The 18,427-nt window shown below is 58.1% G+C and carries 14 protein-coding genes; 12 read left to right on the forward strand and 2 right to left on the reverse strand.

Features of this window, described 5'->3' with window-relative positions; genetic code table 11:
• Positions 1 to 362 precede the first annotated feature (362 nt).
• From AB4074_RS20480 to AB4074_RS20520, 9 genes are all read left to right on the forward strand, one after another.
• The gene (locus AB4074_RS20480; protein ID WP_441415036.1) at positions 363 to 647 is read left to right on the forward strand and encodes a hypothetical protein; all 285 of its coding nucleotides are present in this window, start codon (positions 363 to 365) and stop codon (positions 645 to 647) included.
• 262 nt (positions 648 to 909) lie between these two features.
• On the forward strand, positions 910 to 1,512 hold the full coding sequence (locus AB4074_RS20485) for a helix-turn-helix domain-containing protein (RefSeq protein WP_441415037.1): 603 nt from the start codon (positions 910 to 912) through the stop codon (positions 1,510 to 1,512).
• Positions 1,513 to 1,682: 170 nt separating this feature from the next.
• Positions 1,683 to 1,970 (forward strand): hypothetical protein, encoded by a 288-nt coding sequence (locus AB4074_RS20490; RefSeq protein ID WP_441415038.1) that lies wholly within the window; start codon positions 1,683 to 1,685, stop codon positions 1,968 to 1,970.
• A 1,197-nt stretch (positions 1,971 to 3,167) separates the two neighbouring features.
• Positions 3,168 to 3,458, forward strand: coding sequence for a WXG100 family type VII secretion target (locus AB4074_RS20495; RefSeq protein ID WP_441415039.1), 291 nt, complete (start codon positions 3,168 to 3,170; stop codon positions 3,456 to 3,458).
• 386 nt (positions 3,459 to 3,844) lie between these two features.
• Complete coding sequence (locus AB4074_RS20500) at positions 3,845 to 5,269, forward strand: hypothetical protein (protein ID WP_441415040.1); 1,425 nt, start codon at positions 3,845 to 3,847, stop codon at positions 5,267 to 5,269.
• Positions 5,269 to 5,751, forward strand: a complete 483-nt coding sequence (locus AB4074_RS20505) for a hypothetical protein (RefSeq protein WP_441415041.1) — start codon at positions 5,269 to 5,271, stop codon at positions 5,749 to 5,751. The genes AB4074_RS20500 and AB4074_RS20505 overlap by 1 nt, the downstream gene beginning before the upstream one ends.
• Positions 5,752 to 5,761: 10 nt before the next feature.
• Positions 5,762 to 9,949, forward strand: coding sequence for an FtsK/SpoIIIE domain-containing protein (locus AB4074_RS20510; protein ID WP_441415042.1), 4,188 nt, complete (start codon positions 5,762 to 5,764; stop codon positions 9,947 to 9,949).
• Positions 9,950 to 10,017: 68 nt separating this feature from the next.
• Positions 10,018 to 11,721 (forward strand): DUF4407 domain-containing protein, encoded by a 1,704-nt coding sequence (locus AB4074_RS20515; protein ID WP_441415058.1) that lies wholly within the window; start codon positions 10,018 to 10,020, stop codon positions 11,719 to 11,721.
• A 238-nt stretch (positions 11,722 to 11,959) separates the two neighbouring features.
• Positions 11,960 to 13,252, forward strand: a complete 1,293-nt coding sequence (locus AB4074_RS20520) for an ISL3 family transposase (RefSeq protein WP_441415043.1) — start codon at positions 11,960 to 11,962, stop codon at positions 13,250 to 13,252.
• A 161-nt stretch (positions 13,253 to 13,413) separates the two neighbouring features.
• Here AB4074_RS20520 and AB4074_RS20525 read toward each other — a convergent pair whose 3' ends face one another.
• Positions 13,414 to 14,163, reverse strand: coding sequence for a hypothetical protein (locus AB4074_RS20525; RefSeq protein WP_441415044.1), 750 nt, complete (start codon positions 14,161 to 14,163; stop codon positions 13,414 to 13,416).
• Between the two features lie 244 nt (positions 14,164 to 14,407).
• Between AB4074_RS20525 and AB4074_RS20530 the strand changes: the two genes are divergently transcribed.
• Entirely contained in the window at positions 14,408 to 15,415 is a 1,008-nt protein-coding gene (locus tag AB4074_RS20530; protein WP_441415045.1) for a DNA cytosine methyltransferase, read from the forward strand.
• A gap of 64 nt (positions 15,416 to 15,479) precedes the next feature.
• Here the strand turns inward: AB4074_RS20530 and AB4074_RS20535 are convergent, their stop codons facing one another.
• On the reverse strand, positions 15,480 to 16,160 hold the full coding sequence (locus AB4074_RS20535) for a hypothetical protein (protein WP_441415046.1): 681 nt from the start codon (positions 16,158 to 16,160) through the stop codon (positions 15,480 to 15,482).
• Between the two features lie 94 nt (positions 16,161 to 16,254).
• On the opposite strand from AB4074_RS20535, the gene AB4074_RS20540 reads away from it, so the two are divergent.
• On the forward strand, positions 16,255 to 17,193 hold the full coding sequence (locus AB4074_RS20540; protein WP_441415047.1) for a NaeI family type II restriction endonuclease: 939 nt from the start codon (positions 16,255 to 16,257) through the stop codon (positions 17,191 to 17,193).
• A 792-nt stretch (positions 17,194 to 17,985) separates the two neighbouring features.
• Positions 17,986 to 18,393 (forward strand): hypothetical protein, encoded by a 408-nt coding sequence (locus tag AB4074_RS20545; protein WP_441415048.1) that lies wholly within the window; start codon positions 17,986 to 17,988, stop codon positions 18,391 to 18,393.
• Positions 18,394 to 18,427 lie beyond the last annotated feature (34 nt).

Below are 18,427 nucleotides of genomic sequence, written 5' to 3' on the forward strand. Positions count from 1 at the left end.
AAAGGACATCACCGCCGGGAACAGGTCCTTCAGCGCCGATCCCCGCGTCAGGGCAACCAAATCAGCTCACGCCGGCGCCGCAGGACCGCCCGGCGATAATGGACTGCCCCGGACGGGCAGGTGACCCGTTCCACTTCATATCGTCTAAAAGACTAGAGACTACTTGCGTGCCCGCCCGATTCTTTGAGGCGGGAGAGAGCGCGCACCACATGGAGGGGTATCCCGCGATGACAGAGCTGCTGACCAAGCATTACCGGTCTATCTTGTTGTGCCTTGGAATCACAGTGGCGGCCTGCTCGAGCATATCCGCGGGGATACTGTGGGCTGCTGCCCCTCCCGACGGGCTAAGAGTCCTAGAGCCGGTGGCTACGAAAGCCACCCTGCTCACGCTCCTGGCTGTGCTGGGAGTAATTTTGCCCCTGCTTACCACTCTCAGCCCACGACAACACCTAAGGTTCTTTGCGACCGTCTTCGCGGCCGCTGCCATGATCAACGCCGTCGTCCTCAGCCCCCTGATAGTCGTCCCGTTCCAGGGCGCAACATCGTTCATCGCGGTCATTGCAGCGATCGGCATGGCAGTCGCCAGCGTCCCAGCCCTCCATGTACCTATCGAGGACCCGGAAAACACAGGTACAGAACAGGCCTAGCGTGCCAGATGGTCCGGAAACCGGACATCGACGGGAGCCAGCTCCGGGCGGACACCTCTGGAGTTCGTTATTCCGAGCCGTAGGTACTATCCGATTCCAGCCACGAAGTCGATGGGGACTCGACGCCACGGGGAGATCATTGTGCCAATCATTATTGCGTGATTCTGATGCGTACCCGGTACTGGGAGACTCCAGGAGCACAGCCACGAGCCATCCGGCCCGGGTGGTGGATCTCAAAAGTTCCTTGGCTAGGCTGGAACATTTGGCGAATGGCCGGGTTGACGCCGAAGAGGCCAACGCTGCGGACCATGCAGCTGGCCAGGCACTGCGACACGCCCGAGACTTGAGTCTGATCGTCAGGACCAAACGTGGCCGCGGTACCGACGCTGACACCTGGACTCTTACCGAATCACAGGACCCGGTTGGCATCCCGCGGCGACCGCGGAAAGTCTTCGCTGTGCGGTCGGCATTCAGGGAATTGGGGATCCCCGCAGCCCTCGTGTACGAAATCCTTGAGGAAACGCAAGGGGAACCCCTCGGAGTACTCGAGCTCAGCCGGCGTGCCCGGATCGGTAGGACATCCGCGCATGAAGCACTTGAGACCCTGGCCAACTGGGGGCTCGCCACCCACGACCTTGGGAAAGGATGGGTACAAGGAAAACGGTCTTTGACCGCGGTTGCAGTCCTCGTCGGTGCTGATCAAGCGGCCGCCGCGCAGCACCGACTCCACAAAGACCGAAGGACCAAATGGAGGAACTGGCTGGCAAAGAGGGCCCACGAGCCGGCAACCCTGGCCAGAGAAGACGATCACTACCCGTTCTGGCTGTTCGATCCCGGCCCCGTCGACCCCCATTCCCCGCCCTAGCCGTTTTGGCACCGAAATAATATCCGAAACAGGCGGTCAACCCCTCAGCCGGGAAAAGTTTCCTAGCTCCTGCTTTTGGACCCTGAGCCGACGCTGCCACAACGAAGGAGGCCTCAAAAAGCCACCGAAGAGGTCTACCAGGTCCAAGCTGCCAGGTCATATAATCTGCTATGGATCCCAACGCCGCAATCATCGCCGCAGACGACCCGTCGTCAAGAGCCGGAATCGTGTTCGGCGTGATAGGCATCTTGATTGCTATCGCTGCAATCATTTTCATTTTCATGATGGCTGAAGTGGCTATCAGCGCACTTATCGAGAAGTTTCCATCGGGCCCCGGAATCATGATGGGAGCGGGGGCAGTATCCCTGGTGTTGGCTTTCATTTTTTCGAGCGAATTCTTCGGCATCGTCGGTGGCCTGTTGCTTGGCATCCCTATTCTACTGATGCTTATGGGTTGACCCGTCTTTCTCCTGAAGCAGGGCGCCCTTGCATTTTGGCAATCACGCAGATCCCGGTCCTTGCCGCCGGAACAAACAGGCGAATCGTGGTCAAGCCAAAGCCCGCATGTGAAGGACCAACCTTCGAGGAAGCGGTTGATGTCCGTTTCCGCGACAACGCGGGCTTGAACTGGTTCAGACCAGCCCGCGTACTTGGGATGCTGAATCTGGAACACTACGCCACCTTCGAGGACCTCAATCACGCGGAACCGCCTGTCCTGTACGACCTGTCCGGAGTGAAAGACTGGGCGGACAGTCGATGGCCTAGAAATATCGAAAACAAGCCCCGCCTTTGATTCCGGCGTGGCCGAGCCCGATGGATCCACGTCCGTAACGTTTGCTGACGTCTTCCAGTAGGGTCCCTATGCCGCGTTTTTCGTGAACGTTCTCGAAGATTCCAAGGGTTTTTGCTTTCCCATCCAAGAAGACGGCAAAGTGCTCGACGACACTGCATATGCAGACGGCGGCACCTTGAAAGTTCAAAACGGCAACCTGGTGTGGGTCGGCCCATACTAATCCCAGCGATGATGCTTGTGGGGTACTTCATCGCAGGCCGCTCTGTCTGCGGTGTACTCGATAGCGGTAACAAATGTGTCTAGCGCCAACTGTCACCGTCAACCACGGCGACCGGCGGGGAAACAGCAGATTCGGGGCAGGCGGTGGGTAGCGAACCGTCCACAGGTGGGATGCACCGAGCTGGCAGGCTTGTGAAATACTCCCGCCCTGGTGACGTGTCGATTTCCCCTGGGCCGTCAGGATTGGGCGCCTATCCGCCGTGCTTGCTCTTGTGGCGCGCCTCCCGTTCCTCTTCAGTTACGGCGTTGAGGACAGGCACGGGGTTGCTTCGACAAACCTGTTCAGGGATGACGAGCGTACCGGCCAGTGAGAGCGTCAAGGCATCGTCAATTTCAAGTGAAGGAACGTTGGCAGCGAGTGGCCTAGGCGTATGACGAGATCATTCCTGGCGACGCCCAATGATGACGCAGGCTTTCCGCGATTGGAGGTTCGGACGTCAACGTTCAGAGCTCATGCGGAGGCCTTCGTAACCCAAATGGGTGTCAGGCGGCAGGAGACCCAGAATCTGCCTTGCCCCTGGCGTTTAGGGCATATAGGCTCGCTCCAACGCGCCGTGCGTTCATGATATTCCGGGAGGGTGCAATGTCTATTGGAACCAATCTGCCTGTAAATTCGATCGCGGATCTCGCAGCCACCATTCGCCAAGAACGAGGCACTTTGGATGCAGCCCTGAACAATCTGAGAGCCCGCGTTGAGAGGGATCCGAACTTCACAGGCAACGCCGCCGAGTCCTACGACGGTTTTATTGCCAAATGGCGCTCTGGTCAGGAACAGATGCTCGAGGGGCTTGACGGCGCCGCCGGGCTATTGGATCGCTTCCATGTAGCTCTCGAGGACCTCGGCACCCAAGTCACCCAGGGCTTCAACGTGTAGTACGCGGACAAAAGGTATACACCGGCCCCGAAGAGAGAGGCATCCGATTGGAAGGGTTGATATTCAATTCCTCCGCTCTCGAAGAGACGGCACAAGCCTTTGTGCATGCCGAAGGCGAAGTTAGAAAAGCTTTGGACGCGGCTGACCCGTGTACCTCCGATGGTGGGACCGGTGAGAATGGATCTCCGCGACCATCCCGGGAGCTAGCGATATTTCTTGCGCTCTGTCGGCAATCACTGGAAGCAATCCGAAGAGATTGCGATGCGGTTCAAAATGGTGCGGAGCAGCTTGCGGTAGAAATTTCCAAGTTGTGACCAGTCCTTGGAGGGGGCAAACAAGGAGTGCTTCAACACATTGTTGGCGACATTGGCGCCCTAGAAGGCCGCGTGGCCCAGCTTGGTGCGATGTCCAGGCAGTGCGGAGCGGCGGCGCAAGCGTTGGAGCAGGCAAAAGGGGCTAGCAAGCCGTTGCAATCAGCCGGCGCTTACCAGCTGGCCGTGGCCCTTGATGGGCACATTGCGGTGCTTCGGGATTACGCTGCTAAAGCATCCAAAGCGGCTAGGGTGCTCAATAGTCTTATAGAGCATCTCCGGGTGGCGGATGTGCATCAGGGCGAACACATAGCCATGACGAACAACGGCGGCATGACTATCTCGATGCCAACATGGACGACAGACGGGCGGGCAGAGGCCGAAGGAGCCCGACATGCCGCTGCGGAACAGATTGTGGCTCTACTTCCTGAAGAAACTCAGCAGCGATACCACAACCTCCAGCTCTATGGCTCTCCGAGTTTGGGTGATTTTGTATCGGATCTGTGGACTGGCCTTGTCGTTGACCCACTCGTTGGGATCGGTTCCGTCGTTGGCGTGGCTGGCGGCGCTGTCTTCGGGGATGAGCAAGCCCGCCAGCAAGTCGGCCAACTATGGCATGGCCTGACCACTGATCGGCTCCCAGATGGGTCCCCGGGTTTCTATGAGCAACTGCTTCAAGGGGTGTACAACAAAGACCTGCTCGACCGAGACCCTGCGGCCGGGGCACTTGTCGATGTGGTTGGCACCATAGCGGGCTTGAAGGCACTCACGGGCTTGAAGGCACTCAAAAACCTGTCGTCGCTAAAGTTCAGTACGGCCTCGGAGGCAATCGGTCGCGGGTTTGTCTCCTTGCGCAATGGTTCCGTCATCGATTCATACCTCAATGCTCTAAAACGTCTTGATCCGGCTGAACTGGCGCGGAGGCTTCGCGGGATCGGGCTTGAACCCTCGGATCTGCTGGAGAGGTCTCGTGTCCATGAACGGATGGCTGAGCGGGGTCTCGGCGCGAGCTACTACCGCCTCGACGGCGGCGAGCTCACTTGGAAACTAAATCCACTTGGAAAATTTGGCCGCGGAGGAATTTTCGAAGGAGCCGTCAAAGCCTTGCTTGAGCGTGAACATGGCGGGCTAGTGGAACTCCCTTGGCCTCATCGTGCCATTGACGCCTTCATAGATAGTGAAGCTCCGACTACCTTCGCTAGTGTCAAAGACGACATGATTGTCAGCATCAAGTCCATTGACACCGAGGCAGTTTCGTATCAGGCAGATAACAGGTTCATAGGGCAGATCAAGACCTATGTCGATGATCTCAAGGGGTACCAAGGAAGAATAATGCCGGTGGATGGTGAATCATTCATTTTTCGGGCAAACATTCACCGGGAACTGGACATCGTTATCCCTAATTCAATTTCCGAGGATCATCTTGACAGTCTTCTCAACTTGGTTAATAACTATAACAGTGACACATTCAAAATAAATTTAATCGAGGCTAATAAATAATGTCAGAATCTGATGATGCGATCGCATATGCCGCAGCCCACATTGGTGGGCATCGCTTGGTTATTACCGTATACACAGCGGGGCCCGGCAAAGCTATTAATCGTCCTACCGATTGGGTTTTGATCGCAGATTCCGTTGATCAATTGGTCGCGGGCTTAAGAGAGTGCTTGGCGGCATCGGAAGCCCATCGCCCGCCACGCGAATTTGGTGACTTCAGATCAGCCACTCTCACTTGGGAGCAAAAACTTCAGGAGCTTGGAAGGACAAAAGGTTCTGTTCGGTCCCTGCCATGGCTGACAATGGAAATTCGTCACCTCACTGGAGACCACGAAGTCGCTGCGACGATTTTCGACAAAACAGGCTTTCCAAAGCACGAAGTCGAGGTCGTGGTGCCGGGCCCTCACCCCTCTGACGAAGCGATACAAGCTGCCATCGACACGGTCCTTGACGGTGTGCGGGCTGCAGCCGGCAACGAAGACTAGTATCCAGTAGATGGCATCGCTGACCTCTCGAGAGCTTCGATTCGAATTGCCGGACGGGACGAGCGAACTTGTCACCGTGTCCTGGAAAGCCGGAGCGACAATCGCTGCGCTTGTCGTCAGAATTGCCGAGTACCTACGCCTGAGTCCTGATTCAGTCCATCTCCTCATATGGGGCGGACGTGTTCGCCTTGATCCTGATTCATTGGTGAGCGAGTGTCAGCTCGTACGTCACCAGGAGCTACGAGTCTTGGACTCGGCTTCGGCTTTGGATATGCCGACGTTGCCCACTGCACGGGACTCTGGTGCGCTCGTGCGTGTGCGGCATCTCTCTGGCCCCCAGCTGGGGGTCAGCTGGCCCATTTCCCATGAACGGCCGCTTCTACTTCGGCGTGACGGTGACTACTTGCTCCCGGTCCGCAATGTCGATGAGGCAGAGATCCAGCTATCCCTTGTCAGCGAGGTTGAGACTGCCGAGCCTCTTGTTGAGATATTCGACCCTCACGATGTGGTTTCCCGTGACGGGGCCGACGTGCGCGTGGCACTTCCTCCGGACACGGAGCTTGAAATCGCTTTTACAGGCGGTGCTCCCCTTCGTGTCCGTCTTGTCTCGGACTCGAAATCGCGCCTAAGCGAATCGCCCGATGGAAGAGCTGTGTACGTGCCCGGAATCGGGGAATTACGCGCCTTGAAACTTCCACAGGTACAAAATATTCGACTGCAGAAGCGTCCGGTACCCCAGCTGCCTGAAGATCGGCCGTGGCTTCGGGTACTGCGGGCAGTCCCATTGCTTGCCATGGCCCTCGTCATGCTTTTTGTTCTTCAGAGTTGGTGGTCTCTGCTGGGATTCATCGCTATTGGGGTTGTAACCTTCGTATCGCCAAAAGTTGAAAAGGCTTATGCAATTCAGAAGGCCAAAAAAGAGCAAACAAAGTGGTCTGAAGCTGCGGATGTAACGGCTGGTCAGCTTGGCGCCATCGTGGACACGGAGCGAGCGACTCTTATTGGGGTCACGCCGCCCATTCACGAGCTGGTAGGGCAAGCGCGCCAAAGGACTGGTTGCTTGTGGGAGCTTCGCCAGGGTGACTCATGGTTCCTCCAGGTGCCGATCGGATTGGGTACTTGGCAATCGAAGTCAACGATCGTCGAAGATGCGGAGCTGACTGACGCGAAGGGGCAAGAGTGGGTCTCCTTTTTCCGGCAGCAGCGGTACCGTCCCTCCGTACCCCATCTTCTGTCGCTGGCCGACCACCACTTGGGTGTGGCGGGGCCTCGGTCGTTTACGCTAAAAGTGGTCAACCAAATGCTGGCCAGAATCGCGGTCACACACGATCCAGCCAGTCTCTCGATGGTCGTTATTACACGTGGGGTGAACCTGGATGACTGGCGGTGGCTAACGTCTACACCTCACGCCGCGTCTGGTTCCTCCTGGTATGCGGGACCAGCGCTGATGGTCGATCCCGAGCACGCGGAATCCTTCCAAGCGGAGATCCTTAGCGTCGCGATGCAACAACGGGATGTCTCCGAACATCTCGTTATTGTTATCGATGACCTTTCAAAAGTGAATAAGGCGCTCCTTGACAAGGTCGTTGCCGAGAGCACGGACCGGCATACCGGTCGAATGGTTCACCTCATCATCCTTGCGCCCAGCGACGCGGCACTGCCTCGACTTGTCGATGTCATCGCTACCCCTGAGCCGGACGGACAGGCATGGCTCGTGACGCACCTGGACTCGGATGTGTATCCCCTGAAAATCGGGCTGCTCCCCATCGAGGAAGGCGACCTGGGCCAACTAGCCGAGAGCCTGTCCGGTATCACCAGCGAGGCGTACGTCGGGACCGGACGAGCTATACCGAGCGACATCATGCTGGGTCAGCTTGTTTCCGACGAACTCGGCGCACCCTGGCAGCAGGATGCGGCGGCCTCACTTGTCGCTCGTCTCGGTATCTTCGAAGGCGGCGAATTTGAGCTTGACTTGAAATCTCACGGACCGCACCTACTGATCGGTGGAACCACGGGCTCGGGTAAGAGCGAACTCCTTCGCACGCTGACGCTCAGTCTGGCTATTCGATATTCTCCCAGCGAATGTCAACTGATGCTTCTGGACTACAAGGGAGGTGCTACGTTCTCCGATCTGGCTGTATTGCCGCACGTGGTCGGGTCGGTCTCGAACCTGGAAGCCGCAGATGTCACACGGGTGGTGGACTTCCTCGACGGCGAACTGCTCTCCCGCCAGGCCGCGCTCCGTGACTTCGGGGGTGACTACGAAAAATACCGACAGAAGTCGAATGCTAAAAAGAACGGTCTCGCCAGACTTGTGGTGATCATTGACGAGTTCGCAGCATTCCTGGATGAAGGCAATCCCGGCCGTGGGAGGGCCATTCTCGGCATCGCTGCACGCGGACGTTCCCTCGGTGTTCATCTGGTCATTGCCACGCAAAGCCCCCAACAAGTGGTGGACCGTCAAGTCCGGGCAAATGTCAATGCCCGAGTCTCCCTTCGAACGCTCGATGTCAATGGGTCTGAAGCCGTCATAGGTAGTCCCGAGGCTGCCATGATCCCTCGAGATCAAAAGGGTCGCGCGATCGTGCGTTTGGATTCCGATGAGCTTATTCACTTTCAGTCAGCCCGCACCGACAAGGCCTGGCTCGACACCCCAGCAAGCAGCACAGACGTTTCCCTCCGCGGTCAAAGAGCAACTCCGACCAAGCCGGCGGACGAAACGGACGACGACGCTGCCTACCTGATAGCGCAGCTAAAACTAGAAGCACAAAGACAAGCCGAGGCTACTGGCAAACCCGTGATGCCAGAGGGAACCGAGTTGTTCCTTCCTCGCCTCGAAGTCCAAGACCCAGAAGTGTTCCACCCTGGCGAAGCCAACGGGGGGCAGGTAATGATCGGGCGGGTGGACGAGCCACGGATGCGGCGGCAGCCCGAACTTCTTTGGAAGGCTCCCGATACCGGCTTGTTGTTATCCGTTCCAGTTGGTTGGGCGGTCGCCCCGTTGGTGAACGGGATCGTGGAGCAGCATGCGGACGGGCTGTTCCTTCTGCACTATTGCTTCAGCCGGGAGCCCGTCGGCGGTCTGCTTCTGGGGGACAGCGAACGGTCCATCACAGGTGCGTCCGCGGCCGATTTGGTCCAGCTGGCACAACAGATCGAAGTTCTCCCTCCAGCCCACGCCCCGCAAGCGATGATTGTGATTGAGCGTTTGGACTTTGTCTTCGAGGCCATGACGGATATCGACAGAACGGCCGTTGCCCGGGCTCTTTCCTATGCAGGGTCAAAGGGCGTCCTTACCATTACCACGGTCGAGGATCGTCAGCGCCCGCCAAGCCGACTGTCTGCGAGTTTGCAATGGTTCAAATTTCACGGCCCGCAGCACACCTTCATGGACATGACTGAACGCGAAGTGCGATTCGTTTCCAGTGACGCGCAGAAAAATAGTGCGATTTCAACAAAACTTGCCCTCGGACGCATGCCGACTCTAGACGGCACACTGGCGACGGATCTCCTCACAGGTGTCCCCATGGATCTGGTCGCCGAACATCTATGGCTCGGGACCGGACCTCGCGGGCAGCAGAGAAACCAACTGGTTTTGCAAATCGCCAAACTGCACTATAAGCGGACGAAGAATCCTGCGAAGATACTCACTTGGGCGGATTGGGATCTCCCGGAGTACTTAGCGTCTTTGCACGACCATTTTGCCAAACAACCACCGGCAACCCTAGCAGAAATGGTGTTGACGTCATTTACTGAAGGTGACAGCAACGAACTAGTTCTACTCACGGAACTTGAACGCATCGACCGAAATACGAAGCCGGAACTCCCAAGTAAGTTTTCCTGGCGCCAAGGAGAGTTCCGAACAGCAGATCTGTTGTCAGCGCTCTCGAGGCGAACCGTTACAAGCTGTACATTCCGCACAGCATTTGAGCGCCCAAATTATAATCAAAACGCCCATGAAGCGATAGGACTCGGAAATGTCATCGTTGTATGTCCAGTAGACCAGGACCGGATTCCGACAGGCAGCGGCGCGGGAACAATACACGGACGCTTTCTCTGCGCCGCGCCAGGGCGCGTATATCGGGAAAATGATGGCATCATGGTGGTTGACGGCGAACGCCACGAAGTGGCGTTCCAGTGGGACAAGGACGTCATCGAATTGGCGAAGGCCTTAAGTGACAGGCGGATATTCTTGTGACGACCGTGGACGATGGGCAAGGGATTTCCGACGAGCCTGAAACGTCGGAGCCACTCGCGGCCTTTTCAATGAATCATCTCCATAGCGATTACTTGCCCAGACGGTATGGCCCACTTAAGTGGTTCACTCTATTCTCGTCCGGAGTCAATCAAAAAGTGCTTCGCCGAGTGTCCAGCGAGACCACAATTTACTCTGTTATCGGTACCTTCGTAATTATCACGGGTTGCTTCGCTGGCGTCGCAGCCTACAATGCGATCTCCATTCGCATATACGGTGACTTACGCATGGATTGGATGATAGTTCCATGGGCGGCCGCGTGGGCCCTCCTCATCTATTCAGTTGACAGAGCGATCGTCCGAATGCCCATCAACCCGGTCAGGTTTCGTCCCGAAGCAGTCCAGGTACTATGGACGCCGTCAGCGACTCCGGAAGGTGATGTTGTCTTTGCTCAAAGGGGATCCGGCAAAGTCATACGAACTCGCTGGTGGGACTCCGCAGGAGTCGTGGCATCCATGTTGCCCCGCGTGTTATTGGCTATTGCTGCCAGTTTCATCTTTGCTGAGACCATCCTGCTCATCGTCTTCCAGGATAGTGTGCAGGCGCAGGTGGAAGTCATGGTGAGTAGTGCTGCCGCCAAGAATCTGGACGACGCCAATAAACAAAACCAGACGCTACTTGATCAACTGACCAAAGCTCGAGACAATCTTCGTGCTCAATTGAGTCCCGAACTACCTCGCCTACGAAATCAACTCCCGGAATTCCAAAAGGACTGCACTGGATATGGTGCAAATATTTCAAAGCTTACAAGCGCAATTTCTTCAGAATATGACGGTACGGGTATTGTCATTGATTTGTACCCATCAGGCCAGTGGCATGTTGGTAACCAACCAGCCTCCGAGCAGCGGGTAAATCGGCTGCGGACTGAAATTGATTCGCAAACTGGCAAACGAGACAACGCATGCACAGCAGCATCGACGACTGATGCTGCAATTAAGAATGCCGACATTGCCCTCGACGGTAACCCTGAAGTTGCTTCTCTCAATGCCAAGATCGCGGGCGTAGACAGCAAACTCTCCGATGCCCAGGGGCAGGCCACTGCGATCGCCGACCGACTAAGGAACGACATATTCGTTCGTTTTGCAGCCATTGAACAGCTGATACAAGTGCAGGACGTCATGTCGCCCACCCCATCAACGACCCCGTCGCCCGCCCCATCAACGAGCTCTGGCAATCCACAGGATGCGTCGAGCAAAGCGCCGGAAGCTTCCGCGAATCCCAAAAGCCCTCCCAGCTGTGGGGCCTGGAATGTCGGATGTGTGATCGGGCAGTACTTCTTTTATCCTTCGCCTATGGGGCCCATGGTGGGTGCGTTCAGGATAGTTTTTCTGTCCATGGAGCTGATGCCGATCATCCTAAAGATTGGCGCCTCTTTGAGGCGCCGACGTCCATATGACACCCTCATGGCAGCAACGGAGCATGTAAGTGAAGGCGCTTCCGTACGTCTGGCCAGCCAGCATCTTATGCGGATAGGCACACTCATTGAACGGGATGCGTACGAAAGACGTCAGGCAAGGAGCGCAAATGGCGCCGAATTCGTCGCCGCAACGGCCAGAGTGGAAAACATGCGCCGACGCGCCTTTGGATGGCCCCGGCGGTCTCCAGGTGGTTGGGGAAGTTCAATTCTATGGCTTCTATTCCCGCGTGACGTCCGTCAGGAAGATCTCTACCGTGGACCGACCAAGGATCCCGGGGGTGACGAAACAATCAACTAAAGATGAAGCGCGTGTGGGGTAGGAAACAAATCTCAATTTCGCTAGCTGGGTCGCCTGCGCATACGACGACCCGACGTGCTGCACGACCGCTGACCACCGCGCACAGCGATCTGCGCTGCCATACGCGGCTCTTCGTGGTTGGTGGGGAATTGAGTTCGTGTCGTTGAAGACAAAGGGACCCGTGGCCCTGCTGGGATGAGTGTGTCTAAGCATTCAACCTGGAACAGGACCACGAGCCTTGAACGAGCCTACCGGGGTCGCAGCCGACGCTGCCACCAGCATCTTCAACCTGCCCGATTACCGTGTCATCTCCACCAGCGTCAGCCCCGACGGCGGTCGCCGGGTCATTGTCGAAACCGACCAGCCACCGGGCTGCCCCACGTGCGGGGTGGTAGCGTCACGGCGGAAGGAACGCCGCTTCCAGCGGATCCGGGACATCCCTGTCGCCGGCCCCGTGGAAGTCCTCTGGTCCAAGTACCGCTGGTACTGCGAAGAACCGGCGTGCGAGAGGCTCTCGTTCTTTGAATCCACAGCCCAGGTCCCGCGGCGTGCCCGCTCGACCGGCCGGCTCCGTGACCAGCTCGTGAATGCTGTCATCCGTTCGGGCCGGGCCGTCTCGGAAACTGCTGCCGCGTTCGCGGTGTCCTGGTGGATGGTCCGGACCGCGCTCAACGAAGCCTGCTTCCTCACCCTTCCGGATGTGGATCAGCTGAGCCCAAGAATGCTGGGCATCGATGAGCACCGGTTCCGGTCCGTGCGCTACTTCCAGGACACCGAATCCAAGGCCTGGACGCGGTTCGAGCCGTGGATGACCACGATCGTGGATCTGGACACCGGACAGGTGCTGGGCGTCGTGGATGGCCGGGACCACAAGGGCGTCGGGGAGTGGCTCTTCGCCCGGCCGCTGGCATGGCGTCTGGCCGTGCAGGTCGTGGCGATCGACCCTTCCGCGGCGTTCCGCAAGGCGCTACGCATGTGGCTTCCCCGGACCGCTGTCGCCGTCGATCACTTCCACCTGATCTCCCTGGCCAACCAGGCCGTGACCGAGACACGGCAGAACCTCTCCCAACAGGTCAAGGGCCGGCGGGGAAGGGCCGTCGACAAGGCCTGGGCGCACCGGATGCTGCTCCTGCGCGGCGGCGACACCCTCAGCTGCAGGGCCGCCCTCCGGCTGGAGGAAGTGTTCGCCGCCGACGATCCGACCGGCACCCTGCAGGCCGTCTGGCAGGTCAAGGAACAGCTGCGGGTTCTGCTGCGCACCGGCTCCCTGGACGACGCCGCGGCAGCAAAGAACGAACTTGAGGAACTGGTGAGGAAGGCAGCACGGCCGGAGACGAACAGGCTCTACCGCACCGTCTGCAGGTGGTGGAAAGAGATCGAAGTTCTGATCATTACCGGCGCCACGACGGGCAAGGTCGAAGCCAACAACACCGCCATAAAGAACATCAAACGCACCGCCCGCGGGTACCGCAACCCGGCCAACTACAAATCGGTTATTCTCTTGAGAAGTGCCGTCCGGACGGCGGCATGACACTCATGCCGGGAATCCATTTCCCCACGAACCACCAAGAGCCCCATACGCACCCTCCAGATGAAGGCCACACCGGCAACACTAGACAATTTTCGGACGAATCAGTTTTCGGTTGATGCTCATTCCCAGGACGGCATCGTGCGCCAGGAGGGCTGGAGACGCTACAGATCCTTAGCCTTCGCCTTCCAGAATTCTAAGATGTCCGGGCGGAGTCGATCGGTCTTGGTGACAACTCGGCGATTTTCCCGGATGCTCTGGGCGTATTTGCCTAGCTGTTCCACGTCACGTGGGCGGTAGCCGATCCGGTAGGCGTACAGCTGAAGGTCGTGCGTATCGTACTCGTAGCCACTCTTATGGAGAAGACGAAGCGTTTGGACAATTTCATCCTTACCGCGCCCGTGTTTGAGGCCTCCCTGTTCGTTCATGATCTCAATGGATCGCCCGATCGCAACTCGCACGACAGGGTCCAGCCGGTCGATGAACCCCAGGTCGGCAGGCATACCGGACGGCAGCTGAATCGCTCCGTGCGCCTGAAGCCACATCTCGAGATGATCGAAGCCGGGCCACAGCGTTACGCACAGATCAGCGGTCTTCGGGTCGACCCGATCGATGATTTCCTCAGCGACCTTTTCCTCGGGGTACAGCGCAACAACGGAATGTCCTGCGGCTACCTTCGACACGGTCGATCGGAGATAACCCGTGTCGGCATCTGGACAGCATGCCAAAAGCCCTGGGACGGTCTGCTCCTCAAGTTCAGTGCTCTTGGAACTCACCAAGATCGATTTGGCTGGCCGAGGGCTGGTCTCGAGCCACTCGGCCAGGAAACCGACGGCGGACCGTTGTTCACCCATGGCAACCCATTCGTTCCAGGAGATGAAGTAGAGGCCGGGATTTCGGGTGAGATCTGTCATACCCAGTAGCTTGTCACACGGGTGCGACATCGTACTGAGGGACATATTGCCGGGCTTTGGTTGGGGGAGTGCGCCACAACAGCGACCGGATCAGCGCCTAGGTTTCACGAGGATTTGCCCTTCTCATCGATTGAAGGGTTACTTGTTACTGCCTCTCGAGAAAATGTCAGTGGCACTTGGCAGCGTGAGACACACAGGCCCGAGCTGCAAAGACCAGACCCGTCGAAATGAGAAGATGAACGACATGACTGCGACCTCCAAACTTACTGTGCTCGAAATCTGTGCCGGAGCTGGAGGACAGTCAGTTGGTCTGGAGCAGGCTGGTTTCGGTCATTCTCTGGCGGTCGAGATCGACAAGGATGCCGCCGAAACCCTCAGCCTCAATCGACCCTCATGGGACGTTCACCACGGTGACGTCCGAGAAGTCAACGGCAAAGACTACAAAGGCATCGATCTGCTTGCTGGGGGAGTACCCTGCCCACCCTTCAGCATCGCTGGAAAGCAGCTTGGCGCCGACGACGAGCGTGATTTGTTCCCGGAAGCGCTGCGTCTCGTGAAAGAAGCGAATCCGTCCGCAGTCATGCTCGAAAACGTCAAAGGTCTGGCATCGGCGAGGTTTTCGACCTACCGCCAGTCGATTCTGGATGCGCTCGAAGCTCTTGGCTATAAGGCTGACTGGCAGCTGTTCTACTCGAGCGAATTCGGCGTGCCTCAGCTCCGACCGCGCTTCATTCTCGTGGCCGTAAAGAAGCGCTACCATAAGAAGTTTGATTGGCCCGCTGCACACGGCACACCGCCGACCGTTGGAGAAGTACTTTTGCCGATGATGGAAAGCGGCGGTTGGGTCGGTGCTGCGGCATGGGCCAAGAAGGCGAATGGCATTGCCCCGACTGTTGTCGGCGGCTCCAAGAAGCATGGCGGCGCCGACCTTGGGCCGACGCGAGCTAAAGCGGCTTGGCTTCAGCTCGGGGTCGACGGCAAAGGCATAGCCAATGAAGTTCCGGGGCTTGAGACGCCGCTGGACCACGTTCCTCGCCTGACCAACGAAATGGTTGCCCGCATCCAGGGTTTCCCCCTGGACTGGCAGTTCTCTGGCAAGAAGACGTCCGTCTACCGACAGATTGGGAATGCATTCCCACCGCCAGTAGCTGCCGCTATCGGTACTTCCATTGCCACTGCCCTGGGCGTCAAGGCTCCTGCCAACAAGCAGTTTGAAATCTCTGTGCAGCAGCACCTGCGCGCCGTCAGCTAGCGTGATTTCACGGTCGCCTTGGCCAATGTAGTGGGTTTCGGCGAGCTTGTGAGATGTCTAGACCCTAGAACAGGGTTTGCCGGTCTGGTCGGCGCAACCCAGGTTTGCTCTGCTTTCGATCTGTCTTGGGGATCGCCCGGAATTCCGAGCGATCCTCAAACAATTGCTGCGCAAGATCCATAAGCTCCACGATTGAACGGGCATAGATTGCAAAAAGCGGATCCCCACGAGTTGCATCTGCTGCGAGACCGCAGTCGGTCGCCTCAGCGAGGGGATGAAGCCTAGCGAGGCGTTCCCGGTCCGATGCGAAAAGCACGATTGGCCCATTCGTCCAGTTGCGATCAGGGTGGCTACGGCAGCTCGCCGCGGGGTAGAAGCCAGCGTTCGAGAGGGCGTGGGCCAGGCCGGATACGCCCAGTTCCAGTCCGGCCAGGCTCGTCCAATCGGCTTGCAATTCTGCAGGCAGTTCAGCCTCGTTGTCGTCAGCGTCCGGCATGTAGTTCTCAACGCCCCTAGCGAGCGCATCGAAACTCAGCACGTCCTCCGATTCGGATGCGACGTAGGCGGCAGCGCGGCGCTCCCAGGCAAGAAGTGGGGTAACGTCATACGCGCGTGCTCCGACCAGAGGCCAGACATCGCGGAAGTAGCCGAAACCCTCATCGGTGATGTCACTGGGCTTGGGAACCCAGTAAGACGCGTTTGCCGGGATCGATGAATCAATCTCGAGGTCAGCCAGTGGGTGCATGTGAGTATTCTTCTCTCCAGTACCGGCGGAATCGTCAATGCATGTGGACGTGTCGGCAAGTAGATGAAGCCGGTCTTATCTGTAGGCTCAGCGGGTGAGCCAGTGTTTTGATATCTTCGCCCCTAAACCGGACCCCGCCCTCGATGAGGTTGCCGCTGAGCTAAAGCGCCTTGACTCCGACGGTGTGCGGTGGGCAGCCGTCATTCGCCGTACCTACGACATGATCTACAACGGCCAAGAGACGGGTCGGTACCGCTGGGATCAATTGATGAAAACCGAGAAGACCCACTTCGGCACGCTCATGGAGATCAATGCTCAGCGCGAGTTCGAGTTTGAGGGCGGAGACGCAACGGACTACCGGATCGCCGGACACCAGGTTGACGCCAAGTGGAGTCAGACTTCCGGTAGTTGGATGCTGCCGCCAGAGGTGTTCGATGAGCTTGCCCTCGTGGTGACAGGTAGCGATGCGGAGTCTGTCTGGTCACTTGGCCTTATCCGCATTACAGCAGAGGTTCGCAAGGAGGCAACCAACCGCGACAAGAAGAGTCAGCTCAATGCCCTGGGGCGGGACTCAGTTCATTGGCTCTGGAAGGATGCACCACTGCGCCCCAACGTGTTGCTCCAGCTTCCCCGCGACATCGTGAACAATATTTTTGACAATCGCTTTGGCACTCAGCGCACGCATCGTCTATTCAGGGCGGCCGAAGGCATGATTGTCCACCGCAACATCGTCGCTACCGTGAGCCGCCAGCTAGATCACCAGAAGCGGGTGCGCTATAACGGCGGCTCCCGCTCCGTCCTGGCGCCAGAGGGCTATCTCATCCTCAGCGGGCTCTACCACCGTCAGCTGGCAGAAGATCTTGGTGTTCCGGTGCCGCGCCAGGACGAGTACATCTCGGTCCGTGTCGTACCTTCCGAGGACAACACTGGAGCTCTTATCGGTGGACGTATGTGGCGGCGGGCCCGTCTCGAAGAGGCGAGCGAGGAGCCGGCTCCGCGGATTGATGAACCGAAAAGCAAAGAGGAAGCGTAATCGTCGTGGTCCTTTGTGACTCCATGCGGCCTTCGACTTCGTTAGCACTGAGCGGCGCTCCGCGCCGCCATGCATGGGCTAGACGCTAGGGAATTTGTCGCGGACGCCGCGGGATGCGGCCGGTGACATCGCGATGTTCGGGACGATCCAGATGGACGACGTTTTCAGCGTCCTGTGTCTTAAGGCGATGTCGGTGGGTCGCCCTATGATCCTGAAGAGAAGGTTTGTGATGAGTTGCGAGAAAGGGGGTCCACATTGGTTTCTGCGTCTCCGGGTGCGGGGCCCGCGTTGCTTGCCCTAGCCGAGGCCATTGACGAGCCGGCGCATCGAGCATCTTGGATCGGATCACTGGTTGCTCTTGGCGCTCGCCTTGCGCGGTACGCCCAGCGAGCCGAAGGTCGTCAACTCGTTGCAGTTGTGTCGGTTCCGACGAGAGATTTCGCGGCTGCTCTGATTGGTTGCGGATGGGCCATGACTCGACCTGCCCCCGAGATTCGGCCGCCGATCGAACTCATGCGGAGCCTCGAGCGTGGAACTCCGGTGAGGATCGTCACTTCGAACGAGGTTCTGAGTGACTACTTTTACGAATTTGACGACAACTTTGCGCGTCCACGCGTCCACGTGGGCGGTACATATTGGCAGGCGGATTTGATTCGTGCACTCGCAGTGCTGCCTGAACTTACCGAGCCCTTGAGAGGACGACGGCCTGTTCCAGGAAGTGTCTGCGATCTTGCGGGATTGCGGGAGACATGGGATCAGCGTCTTGCGAGCCCATCTACGGACCTGGCGATCGTGGGCACGCTTATGTGGCTGAATGACGATTTCGGCGCGTACCTTGCACAGGACGGCTGTACAGTGTCTGCGCCGGATGAAATCGCATCCCTCTTGCTCCCGAAGGAGGAGCGCGTCCCGACGTGGTCGACACGGCTGTACGCGTCAGCTAGCCTCGCTGAGGTTCTTCCGCTACCCAAGGAGATCGATGCGGTCGTGTTGGATGGGAGCGGCGCGATCAAGTATCTGGCTGAGATAGAGGCTCCAGTTGTGGTCTGCGTCCTGGATCGATCAGTCGCGGATGAGACGGCTGCGGAAATTATCGTGCAGTTACGAAACACGCGCGGGGAACCCGTCTCGATTCGCGACACCCTTGGCTGGACACCGCCAATCGGTGTTGAGGCTCTTGCGTTCACGGTTGCGCTATGAGTCGGATTGAGACCCTTAACGCACGCTACGCCTC

The sequence above is a fragment of the Arthrobacter sp. 2MCAF14 genome (assembly GCF_052115645.1).
Classification (GTDB): Bacteria; Actinomycetota; Actinomycetes; order Actinomycetales; family Micrococcaceae; genus Arthrobacter.

Coding starts and splice junctions, on each gene's coding strand:
- AB4074_RS20490 (WP_441415038.1), top strand. CDS start 1,683: ATGGATCCCAACGCCGCAATCATCGCCGCAGACGACCCGTCGTCAAGA.
- AB4074_RS20495 (WP_441415039.1), top strand. CDS start 3,168: ATGTCTATTGGAACCAATCTGCCTGTAAATTCGATCGCGGATCTCGCA.
- AB4074_RS20505 (WP_441415041.1), top strand. CDS start 5,269: ATGTCAGAATCTGATGATGCGATCGCATATGCCGCAGCCCACATTGGT.
- AB4074_RS20510 (WP_441415042.1), top strand. CDS start 5,762: ATGGCATCGCTGACCTCTCGAGAGCTTCGATTCGAATTGCCGGACGGG.
- AB4074_RS20515 (WP_441415058.1), top strand. CDS start 10,018: ATGAATCATCTCCATAGCGATTACTTGCCCAGACGGTATGGCCCACTT.
- AB4074_RS20525 (WP_441415044.1), bottom strand. CDS start 14,163: ATGACAGATCTCACCCGAAATCCCGGCCTCTACTTCATCTCCTGGAAC.
- AB4074_RS20530 (WP_441415045.1), top strand. CDS start 14,408: ATGACTGCGACCTCCAAACTTACTGTGCTCGAAATCTGTGCCGGAGCT.
- AB4074_RS20535 (WP_441415046.1), bottom strand. CDS start 16,160: ATGCACCCACTGGCTGACCTCGAGATTGATTCATCGATCCCGGCAAAC.